This is a genomic window from Rhizobium mongolense USDA 1844, assembly GCF_000419765.1.
In the GTDB taxonomy this organism is placed as follows: Bacteria; Pseudomonadota; Alphaproteobacteria; order Rhizobiales; family Rhizobiaceae; genus Rhizobium; species Rhizobium mongolense.
The window spans coordinates 1-18,678 of the sequence record NZ_ATTQ01000046.1 but is presented as its reverse complement, the minus strand read 5'-3'; the positions used below and the strand labels follow the sequence as shown (position 1 = coordinate 18,678).

Below are 18,678 nucleotides of genomic sequence, written 5' to 3'. Positions count from 1 at the left end.
GCCGATCGCCATGGAAGAAAAGCTGCGCTTCGCCATCCGCGAAGGCGGCCGCACCGTCGGCGCCGGTATCGTCGCATCGATCGTAGAGTAATCTTCGCATCAGCTTGGATTGAAGAAGCCCCGCTGGAAACGGCGGGGCTTTTGCGTTGCATTATTGTTGACGTTCGCGATACGGCTCTTCGGTTCGGCAAGTTCTTCAAGACCTCGCCGGAATTCCGGATGAATATACAGGTGGCCCACGACATCAAGATCCAGGCTCGCCCGCTGGAAGAGGTGCTGGCCGGAATCCCGGAAGTGGAGCAGCTTAGGCGAAATCTGACCGTGGCGTCTGAATCCCACGCCTTCACCTTGCGCCCTGTTGCGGAGCCTTTATCTATTCCTTCTATTTCATGATGCGGAGGAGATTTCATGAAGAAGCGCATTCTTTTTACCGGCGGTTCGGGCAAGGCCGGACGTCATGTCGTGCCGTGGCTGGTGAATGCCGGCTATGAGGTTCACAATGTCGATCTGGTGCCGCTCGACAGCCCCGGCGTCACCAACCTGATTGCCGACATCACCGATAGCGGCCAGGTCTTCAACGCGCTGTCCATGCACCGCGATCTTCCCGATCTGGAGACCGGCAACGGCGTCCAAGGCTTCGACGCTGTCGTGCATTTCGCTGCGATACCCCGCATTCTGATCAAGACGGACAACGAGACGTTCCGCATCAACACGATGGGCACTTACAATGTCCTCGAGGCGGCGGTGAAGCTCGGCGTCAGGAAGATCATCCTTGCCTCCAGCGAGACCACCTATGGCGTCTGCTTCGCGGAGGGAAAGAAGGATTTCCATCAGTTTCCGCTGGAGGAGGATTACGACGTCGATCCAATGGACAGCTACGGTCTGTCGAAGGTGCTGAACGAAAAGACGGCGCGCGCTTTCGCCGAGCGGTCCGGTGCAGATATCTATGCCTTGCGCATCGGAAATGTCATCGAGCCGCATGAATACGACAGGTTTCCCGGCTTCATTGCCAATCCGGAGACGCGCCGGCGCAACGCGTGGAACTATGTCGACGCCCGCGACCTCGCGCAGGTCGTCCATCTGTGTATCGAAAAGAGCGGATTGGGCTTTCAGGTCTTCAATGCGGTGAACGACACCGTGACCGCCAATATCCCGTCGAAAGAACTTGCCAAACGCTTTTTCCCGAACGTGCCCTTCACCCGCGAGATCGGGGAACATGAGGGCCTGCTTTCCAACCGCAAGATCCGCGAAGTCCTCGGCTTCAAGGAAGAGCACGACTGGCGCAAGTATGTGAAGCTCTGAGCGCAGGCCATGCCGGGGTGATGGTGGACTGGGAAAAATCGAAAATCGCACTTGCATATCCCGTGCCACCGTCTTAAAGGGAGCGCCATGCTTGCAGGAAGCGCTTCGACTCTCATGGTCAAAGGGCTGAATGTAAAGCGTAAAGGGGTATAGCTCAGCTGGTAGAGCGGCGGTCTCCAAAACCGCAGGTCGGGGGTTCGAGCCCCTCTGCCCCTGCCATCTTCTTCGAAGGGAAGCGCGGACGTTCTCGCAGCGGTCCGTCGGGGAGGGCATTATGGCAAATTTCGCGAGACGTCGGTTTTCCTCTTGTGCAATTGGGAATCGGTGTTTATGTAGGGTTCAACAGACACGCGGTGCGTGGGGCTGATATGTTCAGCTTTACGTGCCGTAATTGCGTGGGCAGTCGATGGCATCCAAATCCAATCCGTTTGCGTTCCTGCAGCAGGTTCGCACCGAAACGTCCAAGGTTACCTGGCCGTCTCGCCGCGAGACCATGATCTCGACGATCATGGTTCTGGTGATGGTCGTCTTTGCCGCGCTGTTTTTCTTTGCTGCTGACCAGCTGATTGGCTGGGCTTTGAGCTACGTGCTCAACACCGGCAAGTGATCGGGTGGAGATATAAGATGGCGGCACGTTGGTATATCGTCCACGCGTATTCGAATTTTGAGAAGAAGGTGGCTGAATCCATCGAGGAGAAGGCCAGGCAGAAGGGGCTCGAGCATCTCTTCGAAAAGATCCTCGTGCCGACCGAGAAGGTGGTTGAAGTGCGCCGCGGCCGCAAGGTCGACAGCGAGCGCAAGTTCTTTCCGGGCTATGTCATGGTTCGAGCGAACCTGACGGACGAGGCCTACCACCTCATCAAGAACACGCCGAAGGTCACCGGTTTCCTCGGCTCCGACAACAAGCCCGTTCCGATTCCGGACTCCGAAGCCGAGCGCATTCTCGGCCAGGTCCAGGAAGGTGTCGAGCGGCCGAAGGCTTCGGTTACCTTCGAGGTCGGCGAGCAGGTCCGCGTTTCCGATGGCCCGTTCGCGTCGTTCAACGGCACGGTTCAGGATGTAGACGAAGAGCGTTCGCGCCTGAAGGTGGAAGTGTCGATCTTCGGCCGTGCAACGCCGGTCGAGCTGGAATACGGTCAGGTCGAAAAGGTCTGATTTTTGAGATGGAGTCGGTCAGTACTGACCGGCTTCTGCGCGGCGGTAGCCGCCAACCGCGTGGAAGGTGAGGGGTTTTAGCCGGGCCTTAAAATCCGCACCACGCAACCGCAGCCGCCGGAGAAATCCGGCATCACTGGCCGGGCAACCGGTCATCAATGAAAGGCAGAGAGTTATGGCTAAGAAAGTTGCAGGCCAGCTCAAGCTTCAGGTCAAGGCAGGATCGGCAAACCCGTCCCCGCCGATCGGCCCGGCGCTTGGTCAGCGTGGCATCAATATCATGGAATTCTGCAAGGCGTTCAATGCCGCCACGCAGGAAATGGAAAAGGGTATGCCGATCCCGGTTGTCATCACCTATTACCAGGACAAGTCCTTTACCTTCGTGATGAAGCAGCCGCCCGTCAGCTACTTCCTCAAGAAGGAAGCGAAGATCCAGTCCGGTTCGAAGACGCCCGGCAAGGGCTCTGTCGCTGGCAAGCTGACCAAGGCTCAGGTCAAGGCGATTGCCGAAGCGAAGATGAAGGACCTGAACGCAGCAGATATCGAAGGTGCAATGGCGATGATCGAGGGCTCTGCCCGCGCCATGGGCCTGGAAGTGGTAGGTTAAGACCATGGCTGGCAAGCGCACCAAGAAGATCAACGAAGGTGTTGATCCCACGAAGCTCTACGCTCTGAACCTTGCTATCGGCATGGTCAAGGACCGGGCTGTCGCCAAGTTCGATGAAACCATCGAAGTCGCCATGAACCTCGGCGTCGATCCACGTCATGCAGACCAGATGGTCCGCGGCGTGGTCAACCTGCCGAACGGTACGGGCCGTGACGTTCGCGTCGCCGTTTTCGCGCGCGGCGCCAAGGCTGACGAAGCCAAGGCAGCCGGTGCTGACATCGTCGGCGCAGAAGAGCTGGTCGAAATCGTCCAGGGCGGCAAGATCGATTTCGATCGTGTCATCGCGACCCCGGACATGATGCCGCTCGTCGGCCGTCTCGGTAAGGTACTCGGCCCGCGCGGCATGATGCCGAACCCGAAGGTCGGAACGGTCACCATGGACGTTGCCGGGGCGATCAAGGCCTCCAAGGGCGGCGCCGTCGAGTTCCGCGTCGAGAAGGCTGGTATCGTTCACGCCGGCATCGGCAAGGCATCCTTCGATGCAAAGGCGCTGGAAGAAAACATCCGTGCCTTCGCTGATGCTGTCATCAAGGCGAAGCCGGCTGGCGCAAAGGGCAACTACGTCAAGCGCGTAGCGATCTCTTCGACCATGGGCCCGGGCGTCAAGATCGACCCGTCGTCGGTCACGGCCGCTTAACGAATTTCATCGGGCTTTGCCCGGTGGCAAGAATTCCGGCCTCGAAAGGGGCCGGAATATTCCGGAGAAATCCGGAATCCTGTCCGAGATTGCAGGTGGTTTTCCCTTAATCACTTTGGCCTGCATGAGACGGGTAAGACCCGAATTTCGATGAAGCTCAGCTTCATGGATTTGGTTCGAGCCTTGGATGCCTTGTGCCTTCGGCCTTTTGGCGCGAAGCGCGAGGGGACAGGATCCTCAAGCGCCGCTTGGGATCGCTTCTGATCCCGGGAGGCAAAGGCAACCCGGTGGGTCCGTTTCACGGTCCCGCCAACTGGAGATAGGCAGTGGAAAGAGCGGAAAAACGCGAATTCGTCACGGAACTGAACGAAGTCTTCAAGGCTTCGGGCTCGGTTGTCGTGGCCCACTATGCTGGTGCTACAGTTGCGCAGATGAACGACTTCCGTTCGAAGATGCGCGCTGCTGGCGGCACCGTCAGAGTCGCGAAGAACCGCCTGGCCAAGATCGCCCTTCAGGGTACGGAAGCGGAAGGGATTTCCAATCTCTTCACCGGTCAGACGCTGATTGCATACAGCGCCGATCCGATCACCGCTCCGAAAGTCGTCGTGGATTTCGCCAAGGGCAACGACAAGATCGTTGTGCTCGGCGGCGCCATGGGAACAACCACGCTCAACGCCGATGCAGTCAAGTCGCTTGCGACCCTGCCGTCGTTGGACGAACTGCGCGCGAAGCTGCTGGGCATGATCCAGACACCGGCTACCCGCATCGCAGGCGTTGTTGCAGCACCGGCAAGCCAGCTTGCCCGCGTGTTTTCGGCTTACGCCAAGAAGGACGAAGCCGCTTAAGGCGGTTTTTCGCTGTTTATAGAAAACCGGTTCGAACCGAACAAAAGGAACTGATAAAATGGCTGATCTCGCAAAGATCGTAGACGACCTCTCCTCGCTGACCGTTCTGGAAGCTGCAGAACTGTCCAAGCTTCTCGAAGAAAAGTGGGGCGTTTCCGCTGCTGCTCCGGTAGCTGTTGCTGCCGCTGCTGGTGGTGCTGGTGGCGCTGCTGCCGCTGCTGAAGAAGAAAAGACCGAGTTCGACGTCATCCTCACGGATGCCGGCGCCAACAAGATCAACGTCATCAAGGAAGTCCGCGCCATCACCGGCCTCGGCCTCAAGGAAGCCAAGGACCTCGTTGAAGCCGCTCCGAAGGCTGTCAAGGAAGCCGTTTCCAAGGCTGAAGCCGCTGACATCAAGAAGAAGCTTGAAGACGCTGGCGCCAAGGCCGACGTCAAGTAATCTTGAACTGCATCTGGGAGGCGGTCTTCACCGTCTCCCATTTGCCTTTTTTGTGAACGAATTACCCAAAAGCCGCGTGAAAACGGCTTTTGGGTAATGGGTTCTTCAAGAGCATGGTCTCGAACCGAAGCGCAGGGCAATCCGGCCATGTGGCTTCGGGAAGTGGGACGAGATTGAATTATCCATTGATCGACGGGATCGCCTGGCCAGCGGTTCCCGTCCGTTGCAGGCCCGGATGCAATTTTGAAGGAGCGACGATGGCTCAGACCCTTTCGTTCAACGGTCGTAGGCGCGTACGCAAGTTTTTTGGTAAAATCCCCGAAGTCGCAGAAATGCCGAACCTCATCGAGGTTCAGAAGGCGTCCTACGACCAATTCCTGATGGTTGAAGAGCCCAAGGGCGGCCGCCCTGACGAAGGCCTTCAGGCCGTCTTCAAGTCAGTTTTCCCGATCACGGACTTCTCCGGCGCTTCGATGCTGGAATTCGTGTCCTATGAGTTCGAACCGCCGAAGTTCGACGTCGACGAATGCCGCCAGCGCGACCTGACCTACGCCGCGCCGCTGAAAGTTACCCTGCGCCTCATCGTGTTCGATATCGACGAGGATACCGGCGCGAAGTCGATCAAGGACATCAAGGAACAGTCCGTCTACATGGGCGACATGCCGCTCATGACGAACAACGGCACGTTCATTGTGAACGGCACCGAGCGCGTAATCGTGTCCCAGATGCACCGTTCGCCGGGCGTCTTCTTCGACCACGACAAGGGCAAGAGCCATTCTTCCGGCAAGCTGCTCTTCGCCGCCCGCGTGATCCCATATCGCGGCTCCTGGCTCGACATCGAGTTCGACGCCAAGGACATCGTCTATGCCCGTATCGACCGCCGCCGCAAGATTCCGGTGTCGTCGCTGCTGATGGCCCTCGGCATGGATGGCGAGGAAATCCTCGACACTTTCTACACGAAGTCGCTCTACAAGCGCGACGGCGAAGGCTGGCGTATTCCCTTCCAGCCCGAGGCGCTGAAGGGCGCCAAGGCGATCACCGAGATGGTCGACGCCGACACCGGCGAAGTCGTGGTCGAAGCGGGCAAGAAGCTGACCCCGCGTCTGCTCCGCCAGCTTTCCGACAAGGGTCTCAAGGCTCTGAAGGCGACGGACGACGATCTCTACGGCAACTACCTCGCAGAAGACATCGTCAACTACTCGACGGGCGAGATCTATCTCGAAGCCGGCGACGAAATCGACGAGAAGACACTGCCGGTCATCCTCGCCAACGGTTTCGACGAAATCCCGGTTCTCGGCATCGACCACATCAATGTCGGTGCCTACATCCGCAACACGCTCAACGCCGATAAGAACGAGAACCGCCAGGACGCGCTGTTCGACATCTACCGGGTCATGCGTCCGGGTGAACCGCCGACCATGGAATCGGCCGAAGCCATGTTCAACTCGCTGTTCTTCGATGCGGAGCGTTACGACCTTTCCGCCGTCGGCCGCGTGAAGATGAACATGCGTCTCGACCTCGACGTCGAAGACTCCGTCCGCGTCCTGCGCAAGGACGACATCCTGGCCGTGGTCAAGATGCTCGTCGAGCTACGCGACGGCAAGGGCGAGATCGACGACATCGACAACCTTGGCAACCGCCGCGTCCGCTCGGTCGGCGAGCTGATGGAAAACCAGTACCGTCTCGGCCTGCTGCGCATGGAGCGCGCGATCAAGGAGCGCATGTCCTCGATCGAGATCGACACGGTCATGCCGCAGGATCTGATCAACGCGAAGCCGGCAGCTGCCGCCGTTCGCGAATTCTTCGGCTCCTCGCAGCTCTCGCAGTTCATGGACCAGGTCAACCCGCTGTCGGAGATCACCCACAAGCGCCGTCTTTCGGCACTTGGCCCGGGCGGGCTGACCCGCGAGCGCGCCGGCTTTGAAGTCCGCGACGTTCATCCGACCCACTACGGCCGTATTTGCCCGATCGAAACGCCGGAAGGCCCGAACATCGGTCTCATCAACTCGCTGGCGACCTTTGCGCGCGTCAACAAGTACGGCTTCATCGAAAGCCCGTACCGCCGCATCGTCGACGGCAAGGTGACGAACGATGTTCTTTACCTGTCTGCCATGGAAGAGGCAAAGTACTACGTCGCACAGGCCAACGCCGAGCTCGACAAGGACGGTTCCTTCGTTGACGAATTCGTCGTCTGCCGTCACGCCGGCGAAGTCATGCTCGCCCCGCGCGACAGCATGAACCTCATGGACGTCTCGCCGAAGCAGGTCGTCTCGGTTGCAGCCGCTCTTATCCCGTTCCTGGAAAACGACGACGCGAACCGCGCCCTCATGGGCTCGAACATGCAGCGTCAGGCTGTTCCGTTGCTGCGTGCCGAAGCTCCGTTCGTCGGCACCGGCATGGAGCCGGTCGTCGCTCGCGACTCCGGTGCAGCTATCGGCGCCCGCCGCGGTGGGGTCGTCGACCAGGTCGACGCGACGCGTATCGTCATCCGCGCAACGGAAGACCTCGAAGCCGGCAAGTCCGGTGTCGATATCTACCGCCTGCAGAAGTTCCAGCGTTCGAACCAGAACACCTGCGTCAACCAGCGTCCGCTGGTCACCGTCGGTGACGTTGTCAACCGCGGCGACATTCTCGCGGACGGCCCGTCGACCGACCTCGGCGATCTGGCCCTCGGCCGCAACGCGCTCGTCGCGTTCATGCCGTGGAACGGCTACAACTACGAAGACTCGATCCTGCTCTCCGAGCGCATCGTTGCCGACGACGTGTTCACCTCCATCCACATCGAAGAATTCGAAGTGATGGCGCGCGACACGAAGCTTGGTCCGGAAGAAATCACGCGCGATATTCCGAATGTTTCGGAAGAAGCGCTGAAGAACCTCGACGAAGCAGGCATCGTCTACATCGGCGCCGAAGTTCAGCCGGGTGATATCCTTGTCGGCAAGATCACGCCGAAGGGCGAAAGCCCGATGACGCCGGAAGAAAAGCTCCTTCGCGCCATCTTCGGTGAAAAGGCGTCCGACGTGCGCGATACGTCGATGCGCATGCCGCCCGGCACCTACGGCACGATCGTCGAAGTGCGCGTCTTCAACCGCCACGGCGTTGAAAAGGACGAGCGCGCGATGGCAATCGAGCGCGAAGAGATCGAGCGTCTTGCCAAGGACCGCGACGACGAGCAGGCGATTCTCGACCGTAACGTCTACGGCCGTCTGATCGAGATGCTGCGCGGCCAGATGTCCATCGCCGGCCCGAAGGGCTTCAAGAAGGGCACCGAGCTTTCGAACGCCGTGGTCTCCGAATATCCCCGCTCGCAGTGGTGGATGTTCGCAGTCGAGGACGAGAAGGTCCAGAGCGAACTCGAAGCACTCCGCGGTCAGTACGACGAATCCAAGTCGCGCCTTGAGCAGCGCTTCATGGACAAGGTCGAGAAGGTCCAGCGCGGCGACGAAATGCCTCCAGGCGTCATGAAGATGGTCAAGGTCTTCGTCGCAGTGAAGCGCAAGATCCAGCCGGGCGACAAGATGGCCGGCCGTCACGGCAACAAGGGTGTTGTGTCGCGCATCGTTCCGGTCGAAGACATGCCGTTCCTCGAAGACGGCACGCATGTCGACGTCGTTCTGAACCCGCTCGGCGTGCCCTCGCGCATGAACGTCGGCCAGATCCTCGAGACGCACCTCGGCTGGGCTTGCGCCGGCATGGGCAAGCAGATCGGTGACCTGATCGAAGCCTACAAGGCGAACGGCAATATCGAGCCGCTGCGCAAGACGATCGGCGACGTTGTCGGCGACGGTCCGAAGGCCGAGCAGGTCAAGGACTTCGACGATGACTCGGTTCTGCGTCTTGCGGACCAGTGGAAGCGCGGCGTTTCGATCGCAACGCCGGTCTTCGACGGCGCCCATGAAGGCGATGTCAACGAGATGCTGCGTCTGGCCGGTCTCAAGGACTCCGGTCAGTCGACGCTGTATGACGGCCGTACCGGCGAGCAGTTCGACCGGCAGGTGACCGTTGGCTACATCTACATGCTGAAGCTCAACCACCTGGTCGACGACAAGATCCACGCCCGTTCGATCGGTCCTTACTCGCTCGTGACCCAGCAGCCGCTGGGCGGCAAGGCCCAGTTCGGCGGCCAGCGCTTCGGCGAAATGGAGGTCTGGGCTCTGGAAGCATACGGCGCAGCCTACACGCTGCAGGAAATGCTGACGGTGAAGTCGGACGACGTTGCCGGTCGCACCAAGGTCTACGAAGCCATCGTCCGGGGCGACGATACGTTCGAAGCGGGTATTCCCGAAAGCTTCAACGTTCTCGTCAAGGAAATGCGCTCGCTCGGCCTCTCCGTCGAGCTGGAGAACTCGAAGGTCGAGGATCTGCAGCAGGCGGGCCAGTTGCCGGACGCAGCCGAGTAACCACTTGATAGGGTGTGCGCCTCAAGAGGGCGCACACCGTTCCCGCCCTGGCCCCTTAGTGTGTCGGCCGGGCAGGGACGTTTCCGCCGCATTGTGCGGTTATTGTCGTTTTGAGCGTTGGCGCGGCTCCCGGGATTTGCCGCCGACCATCGCAAGCTAAGGGCGCTTTCGCCCATGAAGGAGACAGGCATGAACCAAGAGGTCATGAATCTTTTCAATCCGCAGGTGCCTGCACAGAATTTCGACTCCATCCGGATTTCGATTGCCTCTCCGGAGAAGATCCTTTCCTGGTCCTACGGTGAGATCAAGAAGCCGGAAACCATCAACTACCGCACGTTCAAGCCGGAACGCGATGGTCTCTTCTGCGCGCGCATCTTCGGGCCGATCAAGGACTACGAGTGCCTTTGCGGCAAGTACAAGCGCATGAAGTACAAGGGCATCATCTGCGAAAAGTGCGGCGTCGAAGTCACGCTGTCGCGCGTTCGCCGCGAGCGCATGGGCCATATCGAGCTTGCAGCACCGGTTGCCCACATCTGGTTCCTGAAGTCGCTGCCGAGCCGCATTTCTACGCTGCTCGATATGACGCTGAAGGATGTCGAGCGCGTCCTGTACTTCGAAAACTACATCGTCACCGAGCCGGGCCTCACGGCCCTTAAGGAGCATCAGCTCCTCTCGGAAGAAGAGTACATGCTCGCCGTCGACGAATATGGCGAAGACCAGTTCACGGCAATGATCGGCGCTGAAGCCATCTATGAGATGCTGGCATCGATGAACCTCGAGAAGATCGCCGGTGATCTGCGTTCCGAGCTTGCCGACACCACGTCGGATCTCAAGCAGAAGAAGCTGATGAAGCGGCTGAAGATCGTCGAGAACTTCATGGAATCCGGCAACCGTCCGGAATGGATGATCATGAAGGTCGTTCCGGTGATCCCGCCGGATCTGCGTCCGCTGGTTCCGCTCGATGGCGGCCGCTTTGCGACGTCGGACCTCAACGATCTCTATCGCCGCGTCATCAACCGTAACAATCGTCTGAAGCGCCTGATCGAGCTTCGTGCACCGGGTATCATTATCCGCAACGAAAAGCGCATGCTGCAGGAATCCGTCGATGCGCTGTTCGACAACGGCCGTCGCGGCCGCGTCATCACGGGTGCCAACAAGCGTCCGTTGAAGTCGCTCTCCGACATGCTCAAGGGCAAGCAGGGCCGCTTCCGCCAGAACCTGCTCGGCAAGCGCGTCGACTATTCCGGCCGCTCGGTCATCGTGACCGGTCCGGAGCTGAAGCTGCACCAGTGCGGCCTGCCGAAGAAGATGGCGCTCGAACTCTTCAAGCCGTTCATCTACGCCCGCCTCGACGCCAAGGGTTATTCCTCGACCGTCAAGCAGGCGAAGAAGCTGGTCGAGAAGGAAAAGCCGGAAGTCTGGGATATCCTCGACGAGGTCATCCGCGAGCATCCGGTTCTCTTGAACCGCGCGCCGACGCTGCACCGCCTGGGGATCCAGGCCTTCGAACCCACCCTGGTCGAAGGCAAGGCGATCCAGCTGCATCCGCTCGTTTGCACGGCCTTTAACGCCGACTTCGACGGTGACCAGATGGCCGTCCACGTGCCGCTGTCTCTCGAAGCCCAGCTCGAAGCCCGCGTTCTGATGATGTCGACGAACAACATCTTGCACCCGGCAAACGGCGCACCGATCATCGTTCCGTCGCAGGACATGGTTCTCGGCCTCTACTATCTCTCGATCATGAACCAGAACGAGCCGGGCGAAGGCATGGCCTTCTCCGACCTCGGCGAACTGCATCATGCTCTCGAAAGCAAGGTCGTCACGCTGCACACCAAGATCCGCGGCCGCTTCAAGTCGATCAGCGAGGACGGCAAGCCGTATTCCAAGATCTATGAAACGACCCCGGGCCGCCTGCTCATCGGCGAATTGCTGCCGAAGAACGGCAAGGTGCCGTTCGACATCTGCAACCAGGAAATGACCAAGAAGAACATCTCCAAGATGATCGACACGGTCTACCGTCATTGCGGCCAGAAGGACACGGTCATTTTCTGCGACCGCATCATGCAGCTCGGCTTCTCGCATGCCTGCCGCGCCGGCATCTCGTTCGGCAAGGACGACATGGTGATCCCGGATACCAAGGTGAAGATCGTCGGCGATACCGAAGCACTCGTGAAGGAATACGAGCAGCAGTATAACGACGGCCTCATCACGCAGGGCGAAAAGTACAACAAGGTCGTCGATGCCTGGGGCAAGGCCACCGAGAAGGTCGCCGAAGAGATGATGGCCCGCATCAAGGCTGTCGAGTTCGACGAAAAGACCGGCCGCCAGAAGCCTATGAACTCGATCTACATGATGAGCCACTCGGGCGCCCGCGGTTCGCCGAACCAGATGCGCCAGCTGGGCGGCATGCGCGGCCTGATGGCCAAGCCCTCGGGCGAAATCATCGAGACGCCGATCATCTCGAACTTCAAGGAAGGCCTGACCGTCAACGAGTACTTCAACTCGACGCACGGCGCCCGCAAGGGTCTGGCAGACACCGCCTTGAAGACGGCAAACTCGGGCTACCTGACCCGCCGTCTCGTCGACGTCGCGCAGGATTGCATTGTCAACTCCGTGGATTGCGGCACCGACAAGGGCCTCACCATGACCGCCATCGTCGATGCCGGTCAGGTCGTTGCCTCGCTCGGCGCACGTATCCTCGGCCGTACGGCACTCGACAACATCGATCACCCGGTCACCGGCGAGCGCATCGTCGATGCCGGCAAGATGATCCTCGAGCCAGACGTCGTTGAGATCGAAAAGGCTGGTATCCAGTCGATCCGCATCCGTTCGGCACTGACCTGCGAAATCCAGACAGGCGTCTGCTCGGTCTGCTACGGCCGCGACCTTGCTCGTGGTACGCCGGTCAACATGGGCGAAGCGGTCGGCGTCATCGCGGCTCAGTCGATCGGCGAGCCAGGCACGCAGCTCACCATGCGTACCTTCCACCTTGGCGGTACGGCGACCGTGGTCGACCAGTCGTTCCTGGAAGCCTCGTATGAAGGAACGGTTCAGATCAAAAACCGCAATCTTCTGCGGAACTCCGAAGGCGTCCTCGTTGCCATGGGCCGCAACATGACCGTCCAGATCCTGGACGAGCGTGGCGTTGAGCGCTCCTCGCAGCGCGTTGCCTACGGTTCGAAGCTGTATGTGGACGAGGGCGATAAGGTGAAGCGCGGCCAGCGTCTGGCTGAGTGGGATCCGTACACCCGTCCGATAATGACGGAACTGGCCGGTACCGTTCAGTTCGAAGACGTTGTCGACGGTCTCTCCGTTCTCGAAGCGACCGACGAATCCACGGGTATCACCAAGCGTCAGGTCATCGACTGGCGTTCGACCCCACGTGGTTCGGACCTCAAGCCGGCAATCGTCATCAAGGACGCAAGCGGCAATGTCGCGAAGCTGTCTCGCGGCGGGGATGCCCGCTTCCTGCTTTCGGTCGACGCGATCCTTTCGGTCGAGCCTGGCCAGAAGGTCTCCCAGGGTGACGTGCTTGCACGTTCGCCGCTGGAAAGCGCCAAGACCAAGGACATCACCGGCGGTCTGCCGCGCGTTGCCGAACTCTTCGAAGCCCGCCGCCCGAAAGATCATGCCATCATCGCTGAGATCGATGGTACGATCCGCCTCGGCCGCGACTACAAGAACAAGCGTCGCGTCATCATCGAGCCGGCGGAAGACGGTGTCGAGCCTGTCGAATACCTGATCCCGAAGGGCAAGCCCTTCCACCTTCAGGAAGGCGACTATATCGAAAAGGGCGACTACATCCTCGACGGTAACCCGGCACCGCACGACATCCTGGCGATCAAGGGCGTGGAGGCTCTGGCTTCCTACCTCGTCAACGAAATCCAGGAAGTCTACCGCTTGCAGGGCGTTGTCATCAACGACAAGCACATCGAAGTGATTGTCCGTCAGATGCTGCAGAAGGTGGAAATCACCGATGCGGGCGACTCGACTTATATCGTCGGCGACAACGTCGACCGCATCGAGCTCGAGGACGTCAACGACGGCCTGATCGAGCAGGGCAAGAAGCCTGCCTATGGCGAGCCGGTTCTTCTGGGCATCACCAAGGCGTCGCTGCAGACCCCGTCCTTCATCTCCGCCGCTTCCTTCCAGGAAACGACGAAGGTGCTGACGGAAGCTGCGATCGCGGGCAAGACGGACGGCCTGCAGGGCCTCAAGGAAAACGTCATCGTCGGACGCCTCATCCCGGCCGGTACCGGCGGCACCATGACGGCGATCCGCCGCATCGCGACGTCGCGCGATGAGATGATCCTCGAAGAGCGCCGTAAGGGCACGGGCGCGGATGCCGCAACCCCGATGCTCCAGGACATGGCCGGCGAAAACGCTTCGGCTGCCGAATAGCCGGCAGCCCGGCCTCAGAACTGAAAAACCGCCCGGAGCGATCCGGGCGGTTTTGTTGTTTGATTGCGACGGCTACGGGGGAGGCCGAAAATAGTTCTCCATTTTTTCTTGATAGCGACTACGGGCTCGCCTCCATATAGCTTACGGAAGTCGTTCACATGGCTCAGACCCGTATGCGGCTTTTCGGTGAAAGGGAAAGACACCTTGCATCGCTCGATGCCGCTTTGGCCCGCGAAATGGCCGACGTCGAAGCCGGCTGCGTTCAACCGGCAGGACGTTTTGTCGAGCTGACAGACCGTTATAAGTGTTTCGTGGAAGCTGCATATTCTGCACGTCTCCAAGAGCGCGATGAACTATGAAGCGACTGTAATTTCCCAGCTCGGATTGGTTAGCGAAGCAGGATGAGGCAATTGTCCATTCCGTAACCGAGCCTGGCCTTTGCTGCTGCGATATCAATCCAGAAAAAGCGGAGCAGGATCGGCCCGCCGCCGTCGAATGGTGTCATCTCGTGATGAAGCCAGGTGTCGGGGTAGGGACCTCCAAGGTCGGCATGATAGTAATGGCGCCGGTGGCAGATCGCGGCGCCGTTCTTGATGAAGCGGTAATCATCGATTGCAAGCGGACGAAGAGTGTTGCTCAGCGCAAGACCTGTCTCTTCGGCGAGTTCGCGGGCTGCCGCTTGCTCAGGGTCTTCGTCGGGTTCGACCGTCCCGCCCGGAACCTGCAGTTCGATCTCCGGAAAATCCGGCTCGTCGAAAACCAGGAGCCGGCCACGCCAGGTGGCGTAGATCAGCACCTTTTGCGCATCCGGCCCCGCCATGTCTTCAATTGAAGCGGATGATCGCGACTTCGCCTTCGAGCGCACCTTGGTACGCCGAGGCATGCGGTTCTTCGTCGGGAACGTCGGTCAGCATGCCGATCTGGTCGAGGTCGGCTTCGATGAAGCCCTCTTCGGCAAGGGCGTTCAGCGCCTCGCGCACGGCGCTATCGTCATCGGCGGCCTTCAACATCACGTGCAGGTCGACGCCTTCGGCGCCATCGGACTCGTAGCCCTTGCCGATGATGATGAAGATCATTGGGCCTACGGAATTATTGTCGTTGTCGGGCTTCTCGATCATTCATCGGTCCTTTGGATATCTGGCGATTCGAAACTCGAATCCGTTTTTGACAGGCGCGCGGCCTGCGATCGCTGATTCCTTATCCGTTTTTGCAGCGATGCCCAAGTTCAACTTGGCATGCGGTGTCCGTTGGTGTCTAAAAGCCTTCAAAGAGCGCACGGAGCCCGGGTTTCAAGGCGATCCGCCGAAGATTATTTCCTAACCGGCCTTGACGAACCAGCGGGAAACCAGTAGTACCCGCGCCATCGGAACCCATGTGAGGCATGGCTGTCCGGGGCGTCTCGTCCTGGAGTTCTCCTCAAACAAGGTTCGAAACGCACGTTGAAGATATGATGCCTGCACGCATGACGCATGTCTTTTTTGCGTCCTCTGCCTTCAGTGGTCCATCTGCGCAAGCAGATCGGGCCACATTTTGCGCATTGACGACAGCCGTGTGATCTTGCCGGAGACGGCGCGAGTTACGCCCGCAAGGGTTTGAGAGATAAACGTAAGGGATGGTTGAATGCCTACCGTAAACCAGCTGATCCGCAAGCCTCGCCAGGCAAGTGTAAAGCGTAACAAGGTTCCTGCGCTGCAGGAAAACCCGCAGAAGCGCGGCGTTTGCACCCGCGTCTACACCACGACGCCGAAGAAGCCGAACTCGGCTCTGCGTAAGGTTGCCAAGATCCGCCTCACCAACGGCTTCGAAGTCATTGGTTACATTCCCGGCGAAGGTCACAACCTTCAGGAACACTCCGTCGTCATGATCCGTGGCGGCCGCGTGAAGGACCTTCCGGGTGTCCGTTACCACATCATCCGCGGCGTTCTCGATACCCAGGGTGTCAAGAACCGCAAGCAGCGCCGTTCGAAGTACGGTGCGAAGCGTCCGAAGTAATTCGGTTTTGGTTTTCCGGCGCTGCGCGAGGTTCTCCGCGTGGTAAAGCGCCTTAACAGTTGAAGAGACGAGAAGTATGTCCCGACGTCACAGAGCAGAAAAGCGCGAGATCAACCCGGACCCGAAGTTCGGCGATCTGGTTGTCACGAAGTTCATGAATGCCATCATGCTCGACGGCAAGAAGTCCGTTGCTGAAAACATCGTATACGGCGCATTCGACGTCGTGCAGGGCAAGTCCAAGCAGGAGCCGATTGCGGTTTTCCACGCTGCGCTCGACAACATCGCCCCGCACGTTGAAGTCCGCTCGCGCCGCGTTGGTGGTGCGACCTACCAGGTCCCGGTCGACGTCCGTCCGGAGCGCCGCCAGGCTCTCGCCATTCGCTGGCTGATCGCTGCTGCCCGCAAGCGCAACGAGACGACCATGGTTGACCGCCTCTCGGGCGAGCTTCTCGATGCATCCAACAACCGCGGCAGTGCCGTCAAGAAGCGCGAAGACACGCACAAGATGGCCGATGCCAACCGTGCGTTCTCGCACTATCGCTGGTAATTCCGAACGGTATCGAAAGGCAGTCCACAATGGCTCGCGAATATAAAATCGAAGACTACCGCAATTTCGGTATCATGGCGCACATCGACGCCGGCAAGACCACGACCACCGAGCGTATTCTTTATTACACCGGTAAGTCGCACAAGATCGGCGAAGTCCACGACGGCGCAGCCACCATGGACTGGATGGAGCAGGAACAGGAGCGTGGCATCACGATCACCTCCGCTGCGACCACGACCTTCTGGAAGGGCCGTGACGGCAAGATGCGCCGCTTCAATATCATTGACACCCCCGGCCACGTCGACTTCACCATCGAAGTCGAGCGTTCGCTGCGCGTTCTCGACGGTGCCATTGCGCTTCTCGATGCCAACGCCGGTGTCGAGCCGCAGACTGAAACCGTCTGGCGCCAGGCCGAGAAGTATCACGTTCCGCGCATGATCTTCTGCAACAAGATGGACAAGACCGGTGCGGACTTCTACCGCTCCGTCGAGATGATCAAGACCCGTCTCGGTGCGACGGCTGTCGTCATGCAGCTGCCGATCGGCGCTGAAACCGAGTTCAAGGGCGTTGTCGACCTGATCGAAATGAACGCTCTCATCTGGCGCGACGAATCTCTCGGCGCACAGTGGGACGTCGTCGAAATCCCGGAAGACATGAAGGCCAAGGCTGAAGAATATCGCGAAAAGCTGATCGAGACGGTTGTTGAGATCGACGAAGCCGCAATGGAAGCATACCTCGAAGGCAACATGCCGGACAACGATCAGATCCGCGCGCTCGTTCGCCGCGGCACCATCGACGTCAAGTTCCATCCGATGTTCTGCGGCACTGCCTTCAAGAACAAGGGCGTTCAGCCGCTGCTCGACGCAGTCGTCGATTACCTGCCGTCGCCGCTCGACATTCCGGCGATCAAGGGTATCGACGTGAAGACGGAAGCTGAAATCGAGCGTCACCCAGATGACGCCGAGCCGCTCTCCATGCTCGCCTTCAAGATTATGAACGACCCCTTCGTCGGTTCGCTCACCTTCGCCCGCATCTATTCCGGCAAGCTCGAGAAGGGCGCGTCGGTCATGAACACGGTCAAGGACAAGCGCGAGCGCGTCGGCCGCATGCTGCAGATGCACTCCAACTCGCGTGAAGACATCGAAGAAGCCTTCGCCGGCGACATCGTTGCGCTCGCAGGCCTCAAGGAAACCACCACTGGCGATACGCTGTGTGATCCGCTGAAGCCGGTTATCCTCGAGCGCATGGAATTCCCCGAGCCGGTCATCCAGATCGCCATCGAGCCCAAGACCAAGGGCGACCAGGAAAAGATGGGCCTCGCGCTCAACCGCCTGGCTGCCGAAGACCCGTCCTTCCGTGTGAAGACGGACCAGGAATCGGGCCAGACGATCATCGCCGGCATGGGTGAACTTCACCTCGACATCATCGTTGACCGCATGCGTCGCGAGTTCAAGGTTGAAGCGACCGTCGGTGCGCCGCAGGTTGCCTACCGCGAAACCATCACGAAGACGCACGAAGAAGACTACACGCACAAGAAGCAGTCCGGTGGTACCGGCCAGTTCGCGCGCGTCAAGATCATCTTCGAACCGAACCCGGAAGGCGACGACTTCAAGTTCGAGTCCAAGATCGTCGGCGGTGCTGTTCCCAAGGAATACATCCCGGGCGTTCAGAAGGGCATCGAAAGCGTTTTGACCTCCGGTCCGCTCGCGGGCTTCCCGATGCTCGGCGTCAAGGCGACGCTGATCGACGGTGCCTTCCACGATGTCGACTCGTCGGTCCTGGCGTTCGAAATCGCCTCCCGCGCTTGCTTCCGCGAGGCCGCAAAGAAGGCCGGCGCTCAGTTGCTCGAGCCGATGATGAAGGTCGAAGTCGTGACGCCGGAAGACTATGTCGGCGACGTCATCGGCGACCTGAACTCGCGCCGTGGTCAGATCCAGGGCCAGGAGAGCCGCGGCATCGCAGTCGTCATCAACGCGAACGTTCCGCTGGCGAACATGTTCAAGTACGTCGACAACTTGCGCTCCATGTCGCAGGGCCGCGCTCAGTACACGATGACCTTTGATCACTACGCGCCGGTCCCGTCGAACGTCGCAACTGAAATCCAGGCAAAGTATTCCGGTCAGAAGTGACCGGAATACCAATTGACCGATAACAAGAATTAGATCCCTTCGGGGACTAGCAGAATGGAGAGCCGAAAATGGCAAAGAGTAAGTTTGAGCGCAACAAGCCGCACGTTAACATCGGCACGATCGGCCACGTTGACCACGGCAAGACGTCTCTGACGGCGGCG

At 59.6% G+C, this 18,678-nt stretch carries 17 protein-coding genes and 1 tRNA gene; 16 read left to right on the top strand and 2 right to left on the bottom strand.

All coding sequences use genetic code 11. From position 1 onward, the window contains the following. The 12 genes from A3C3_RS44595 to rpoC form a co-directional block, all read left to right on the top strand. The coding region (locus A3C3_RS44595; protein WP_022719208.1) for an EF-Tu C-terminal domain-related protein at window positions 1-91 on the top strand (91 nt) is incomplete at its 5' end. A gap of 128 nt (window positions 92-219) precedes the next feature. Next, window positions 220-393 (top strand): hypothetical protein, encoded by a 174-nt coding sequence (locus A3C3_RS45795; protein ID WP_156890807.1) that lies wholly within the window; start codon window positions 220-222, stop codon window positions 391-393. Between the two features lie 15 nt (window positions 394-408). Beyond that, window positions 409-1,302, top strand: coding sequence for an NAD-dependent epimerase/dehydratase family protein (locus tag A3C3_RS0135315; RefSeq protein WP_022719206.1), 894 nt, complete (start codon window positions 409-411; stop codon window positions 1,300-1,302). Between the two features lie 143 nt (window positions 1,303-1,445). Beyond that, window positions 1,446-1,521: transfer RNA gene (locus A3C3_RS0135310), tRNA-Trp, on the top strand. A gap of 187 nt (window positions 1,522-1,708) precedes the next feature. Next, entirely contained in the window at window positions 1,709-1,909 is a 201-nt protein-coding gene (gene secE, locus A3C3_RS0135305) for a preprotein translocase subunit SecE (RefSeq protein ID WP_022719205.1), read from the top strand. Window positions 1,910-1,926: 17 nt separating this feature from the next. Next, window positions 1,927-2,457, top strand: a complete 531-nt coding sequence (gene nusG / locus A3C3_RS0135300; protein WP_022719204.1) for a transcription termination/antitermination protein NusG — start codon at window positions 1,927-1,929, stop codon at window positions 2,455-2,457. 175 nt (window positions 2,458-2,632) lie between these two features. Continuing rightward, the gene (gene rplK, locus A3C3_RS0135295; protein WP_022719203.1) at window positions 2,633-3,064 is read left to right on the top strand and encodes a 50S ribosomal protein L11; all 432 of its coding nucleotides are present in this window, start codon (window positions 2,633-2,635) and stop codon (window positions 3,062-3,064) included. 4 nt (window positions 3,065-3,068) lie between these two features. Continuing rightward, entirely contained in the window at window positions 3,069-3,761 is a 693-nt protein-coding gene (gene rplA / locus A3C3_RS0135290) for a 50S ribosomal protein L1 (protein ID WP_022719202.1), read from the top strand. A 326-nt stretch (window positions 3,762-4,087) separates the two neighbouring features. Then, on the top strand, window positions 4,088-4,606 hold the full coding sequence (gene rplJ / locus A3C3_RS0135285; RefSeq protein WP_022719201.1) for a 50S ribosomal protein L10: 519 nt from the start codon (window positions 4,088-4,090) through the stop codon (window positions 4,604-4,606). A gap of 58 nt (window positions 4,607-4,664) precedes the next feature. After that, window positions 4,665-5,048 carry a 50S ribosomal protein L7/L12 gene (gene rplL, locus A3C3_RS0135280; RefSeq protein WP_022719200.1) on the top strand — a complete coding sequence of 128 codons (384 nt, stop codon included), beginning with the start codon at window positions 4,665-4,667 and terminating at the stop codon, window positions 5,046-5,048. Between the two features lie 257 nt (window positions 5,049-5,305). Next, window positions 5,306-9,448, top strand: a complete 4,143-nt coding sequence (rpoB, locus tag A3C3_RS0135275; RefSeq protein ID WP_022719199.1) for a DNA-directed RNA polymerase subunit beta — start codon at window positions 5,306-5,308, stop codon at window positions 9,446-9,448. Window positions 9,449-9,637: 189 nt separating this feature from the next. Continuing rightward, complete coding sequence (gene rpoC, locus A3C3_RS0135270; RefSeq protein ID WP_022719198.1) at window positions 9,638-13,849, top strand: DNA-directed RNA polymerase subunit beta'; 4,212 nt, start codon at window positions 9,638-9,640, stop codon at window positions 13,847-13,849. 388 nt (window positions 13,850-14,237) lie between these two features. Here rpoC and A3C3_RS0135260 read toward each other — a convergent pair whose 3' ends face one another. Beyond that, complete coding sequence (locus A3C3_RS0135260) at window positions 14,238-14,669, bottom strand: NUDIX hydrolase (protein ID WP_022719196.1); 432 nt, start codon at window positions 14,667-14,669, stop codon at window positions 14,238-14,240. A 4-nt stretch (window positions 14,670-14,673) separates the two neighbouring features. Next, window positions 14,674-14,967, bottom strand: a complete 294-nt coding sequence (locus A3C3_RS0135255; RefSeq protein WP_022719195.1) for a hypothetical protein — start codon at window positions 14,965-14,967, stop codon at window positions 14,674-14,676. Window positions 14,968-15,469: 502 nt separating this feature from the next. On the opposite strand from A3C3_RS0135255, the gene rpsL reads away from it, so the two are divergent. From rpsL to A3C3_RS45790, 4 genes are all read left to right on the top strand, one after another. Further along, on the top strand, window positions 15,470-15,841 hold the full coding sequence (gene rpsL, locus A3C3_RS0135245) for a 30S ribosomal protein S12 (RefSeq protein ID WP_022719193.1): 372 nt from the start codon (window positions 15,470-15,472) through the stop codon (window positions 15,839-15,841). A 76-nt stretch (window positions 15,842-15,917) separates the two neighbouring features. After that, on the top strand, window positions 15,918-16,388 hold the full coding sequence (rpsG, locus tag A3C3_RS0135240; RefSeq protein WP_022719192.1) for a 30S ribosomal protein S7: 471 nt from the start codon (window positions 15,918-15,920) through the stop codon (window positions 16,386-16,388). 29 nt (window positions 16,389-16,417) lie between these two features. Next, on the top strand, window positions 16,418-18,517 hold the full coding sequence (fusA, locus tag A3C3_RS0135235; protein WP_022719191.1) for an elongation factor G: 2,100 nt from the start codon (window positions 16,418-16,420) through the stop codon (window positions 18,515-18,517). A 68-nt stretch (window positions 18,518-18,585) separates the two neighbouring features. Then, on the top strand, window positions 18,586-18,678 hold a 93-nt coding region (locus A3C3_RS45790), incomplete at its 3' end, for a GTP-binding protein (protein WP_018010120.1).

Bases quoted from the DNA above. Each gene is read 5' to 3' on its own strand.
- A3C3_RS45795 (WP_156890807.1), top strand. From the start codon at position 220: ATGAATATACAGGTGGCCCACGACATCAAGATCCAGGCTCGCCCGCTG.
- A3C3_RS0135315 (WP_022719206.1), top strand. From the start codon at position 409: ATGAAGAAGCGCATTCTTTTTACCGGCGGTTCGGGCAAGGCCGGACGT.
- secE (WP_022719205.1), top strand. From the start codon at position 1,709: ATGGCATCCAAATCCAATCCGTTTGCGTTCCTGCAGCAGGTTCGCACC.
- nusG (WP_022719204.1), top strand. From the start codon at position 1,927: ATGGCGGCACGTTGGTATATCGTCCACGCGTATTCGAATTTTGAGAAG.
- rplK (WP_022719203.1), top strand. From the start codon at position 2,633: ATGGCTAAGAAAGTTGCAGGCCAGCTCAAGCTTCAGGTCAAGGCAGGA.
- rplA (WP_022719202.1), top strand. From the start codon at position 3,069: ATGGCTGGCAAGCGCACCAAGAAGATCAACGAAGGTGTTGATCCCACG.
- rplL (WP_022719200.1), top strand. From the start codon at position 4,665: ATGGCTGATCTCGCAAAGATCGTAGACGACCTCTCCTCGCTGACCGTT.
- rpoB (WP_022719199.1), top strand. From the start codon at position 5,306: ATGGCTCAGACCCTTTCGTTCAACGGTCGTAGGCGCGTACGCAAGTTT.
- rpoC (WP_022719198.1), top strand. From the start codon at position 9,638: ATGAACCAAGAGGTCATGAATCTTTTCAATCCGCAGGTGCCTGCACAG.
- A3C3_RS0135260 (WP_022719196.1), bottom strand. From the start codon at position 14,669: ATGGCGGGGCCGGATGCGCAAAAGGTGCTGATCTACGCCACCTGGCGT.
- A3C3_RS0135255 (WP_022719195.1), bottom strand. From the start codon at position 14,967: ATGATCGAGAAGCCCGACAACGACAATAATTCCGTAGGCCCAATGATC.
- rpsL (WP_022719193.1), top strand. From the start codon at position 15,470: ATGCCTACCGTAAACCAGCTGATCCGCAAGCCTCGCCAGGCAAGTGTA.
- rpsG (WP_022719192.1), top strand. From the start codon at position 15,918: ATGTCCCGACGTCACAGAGCAGAAAAGCGCGAGATCAACCCGGACCCG.
- fusA (WP_022719191.1), top strand. From the start codon at position 16,418: ATGGCTCGCGAATATAAAATCGAAGACTACCGCAATTTCGGTATCATG.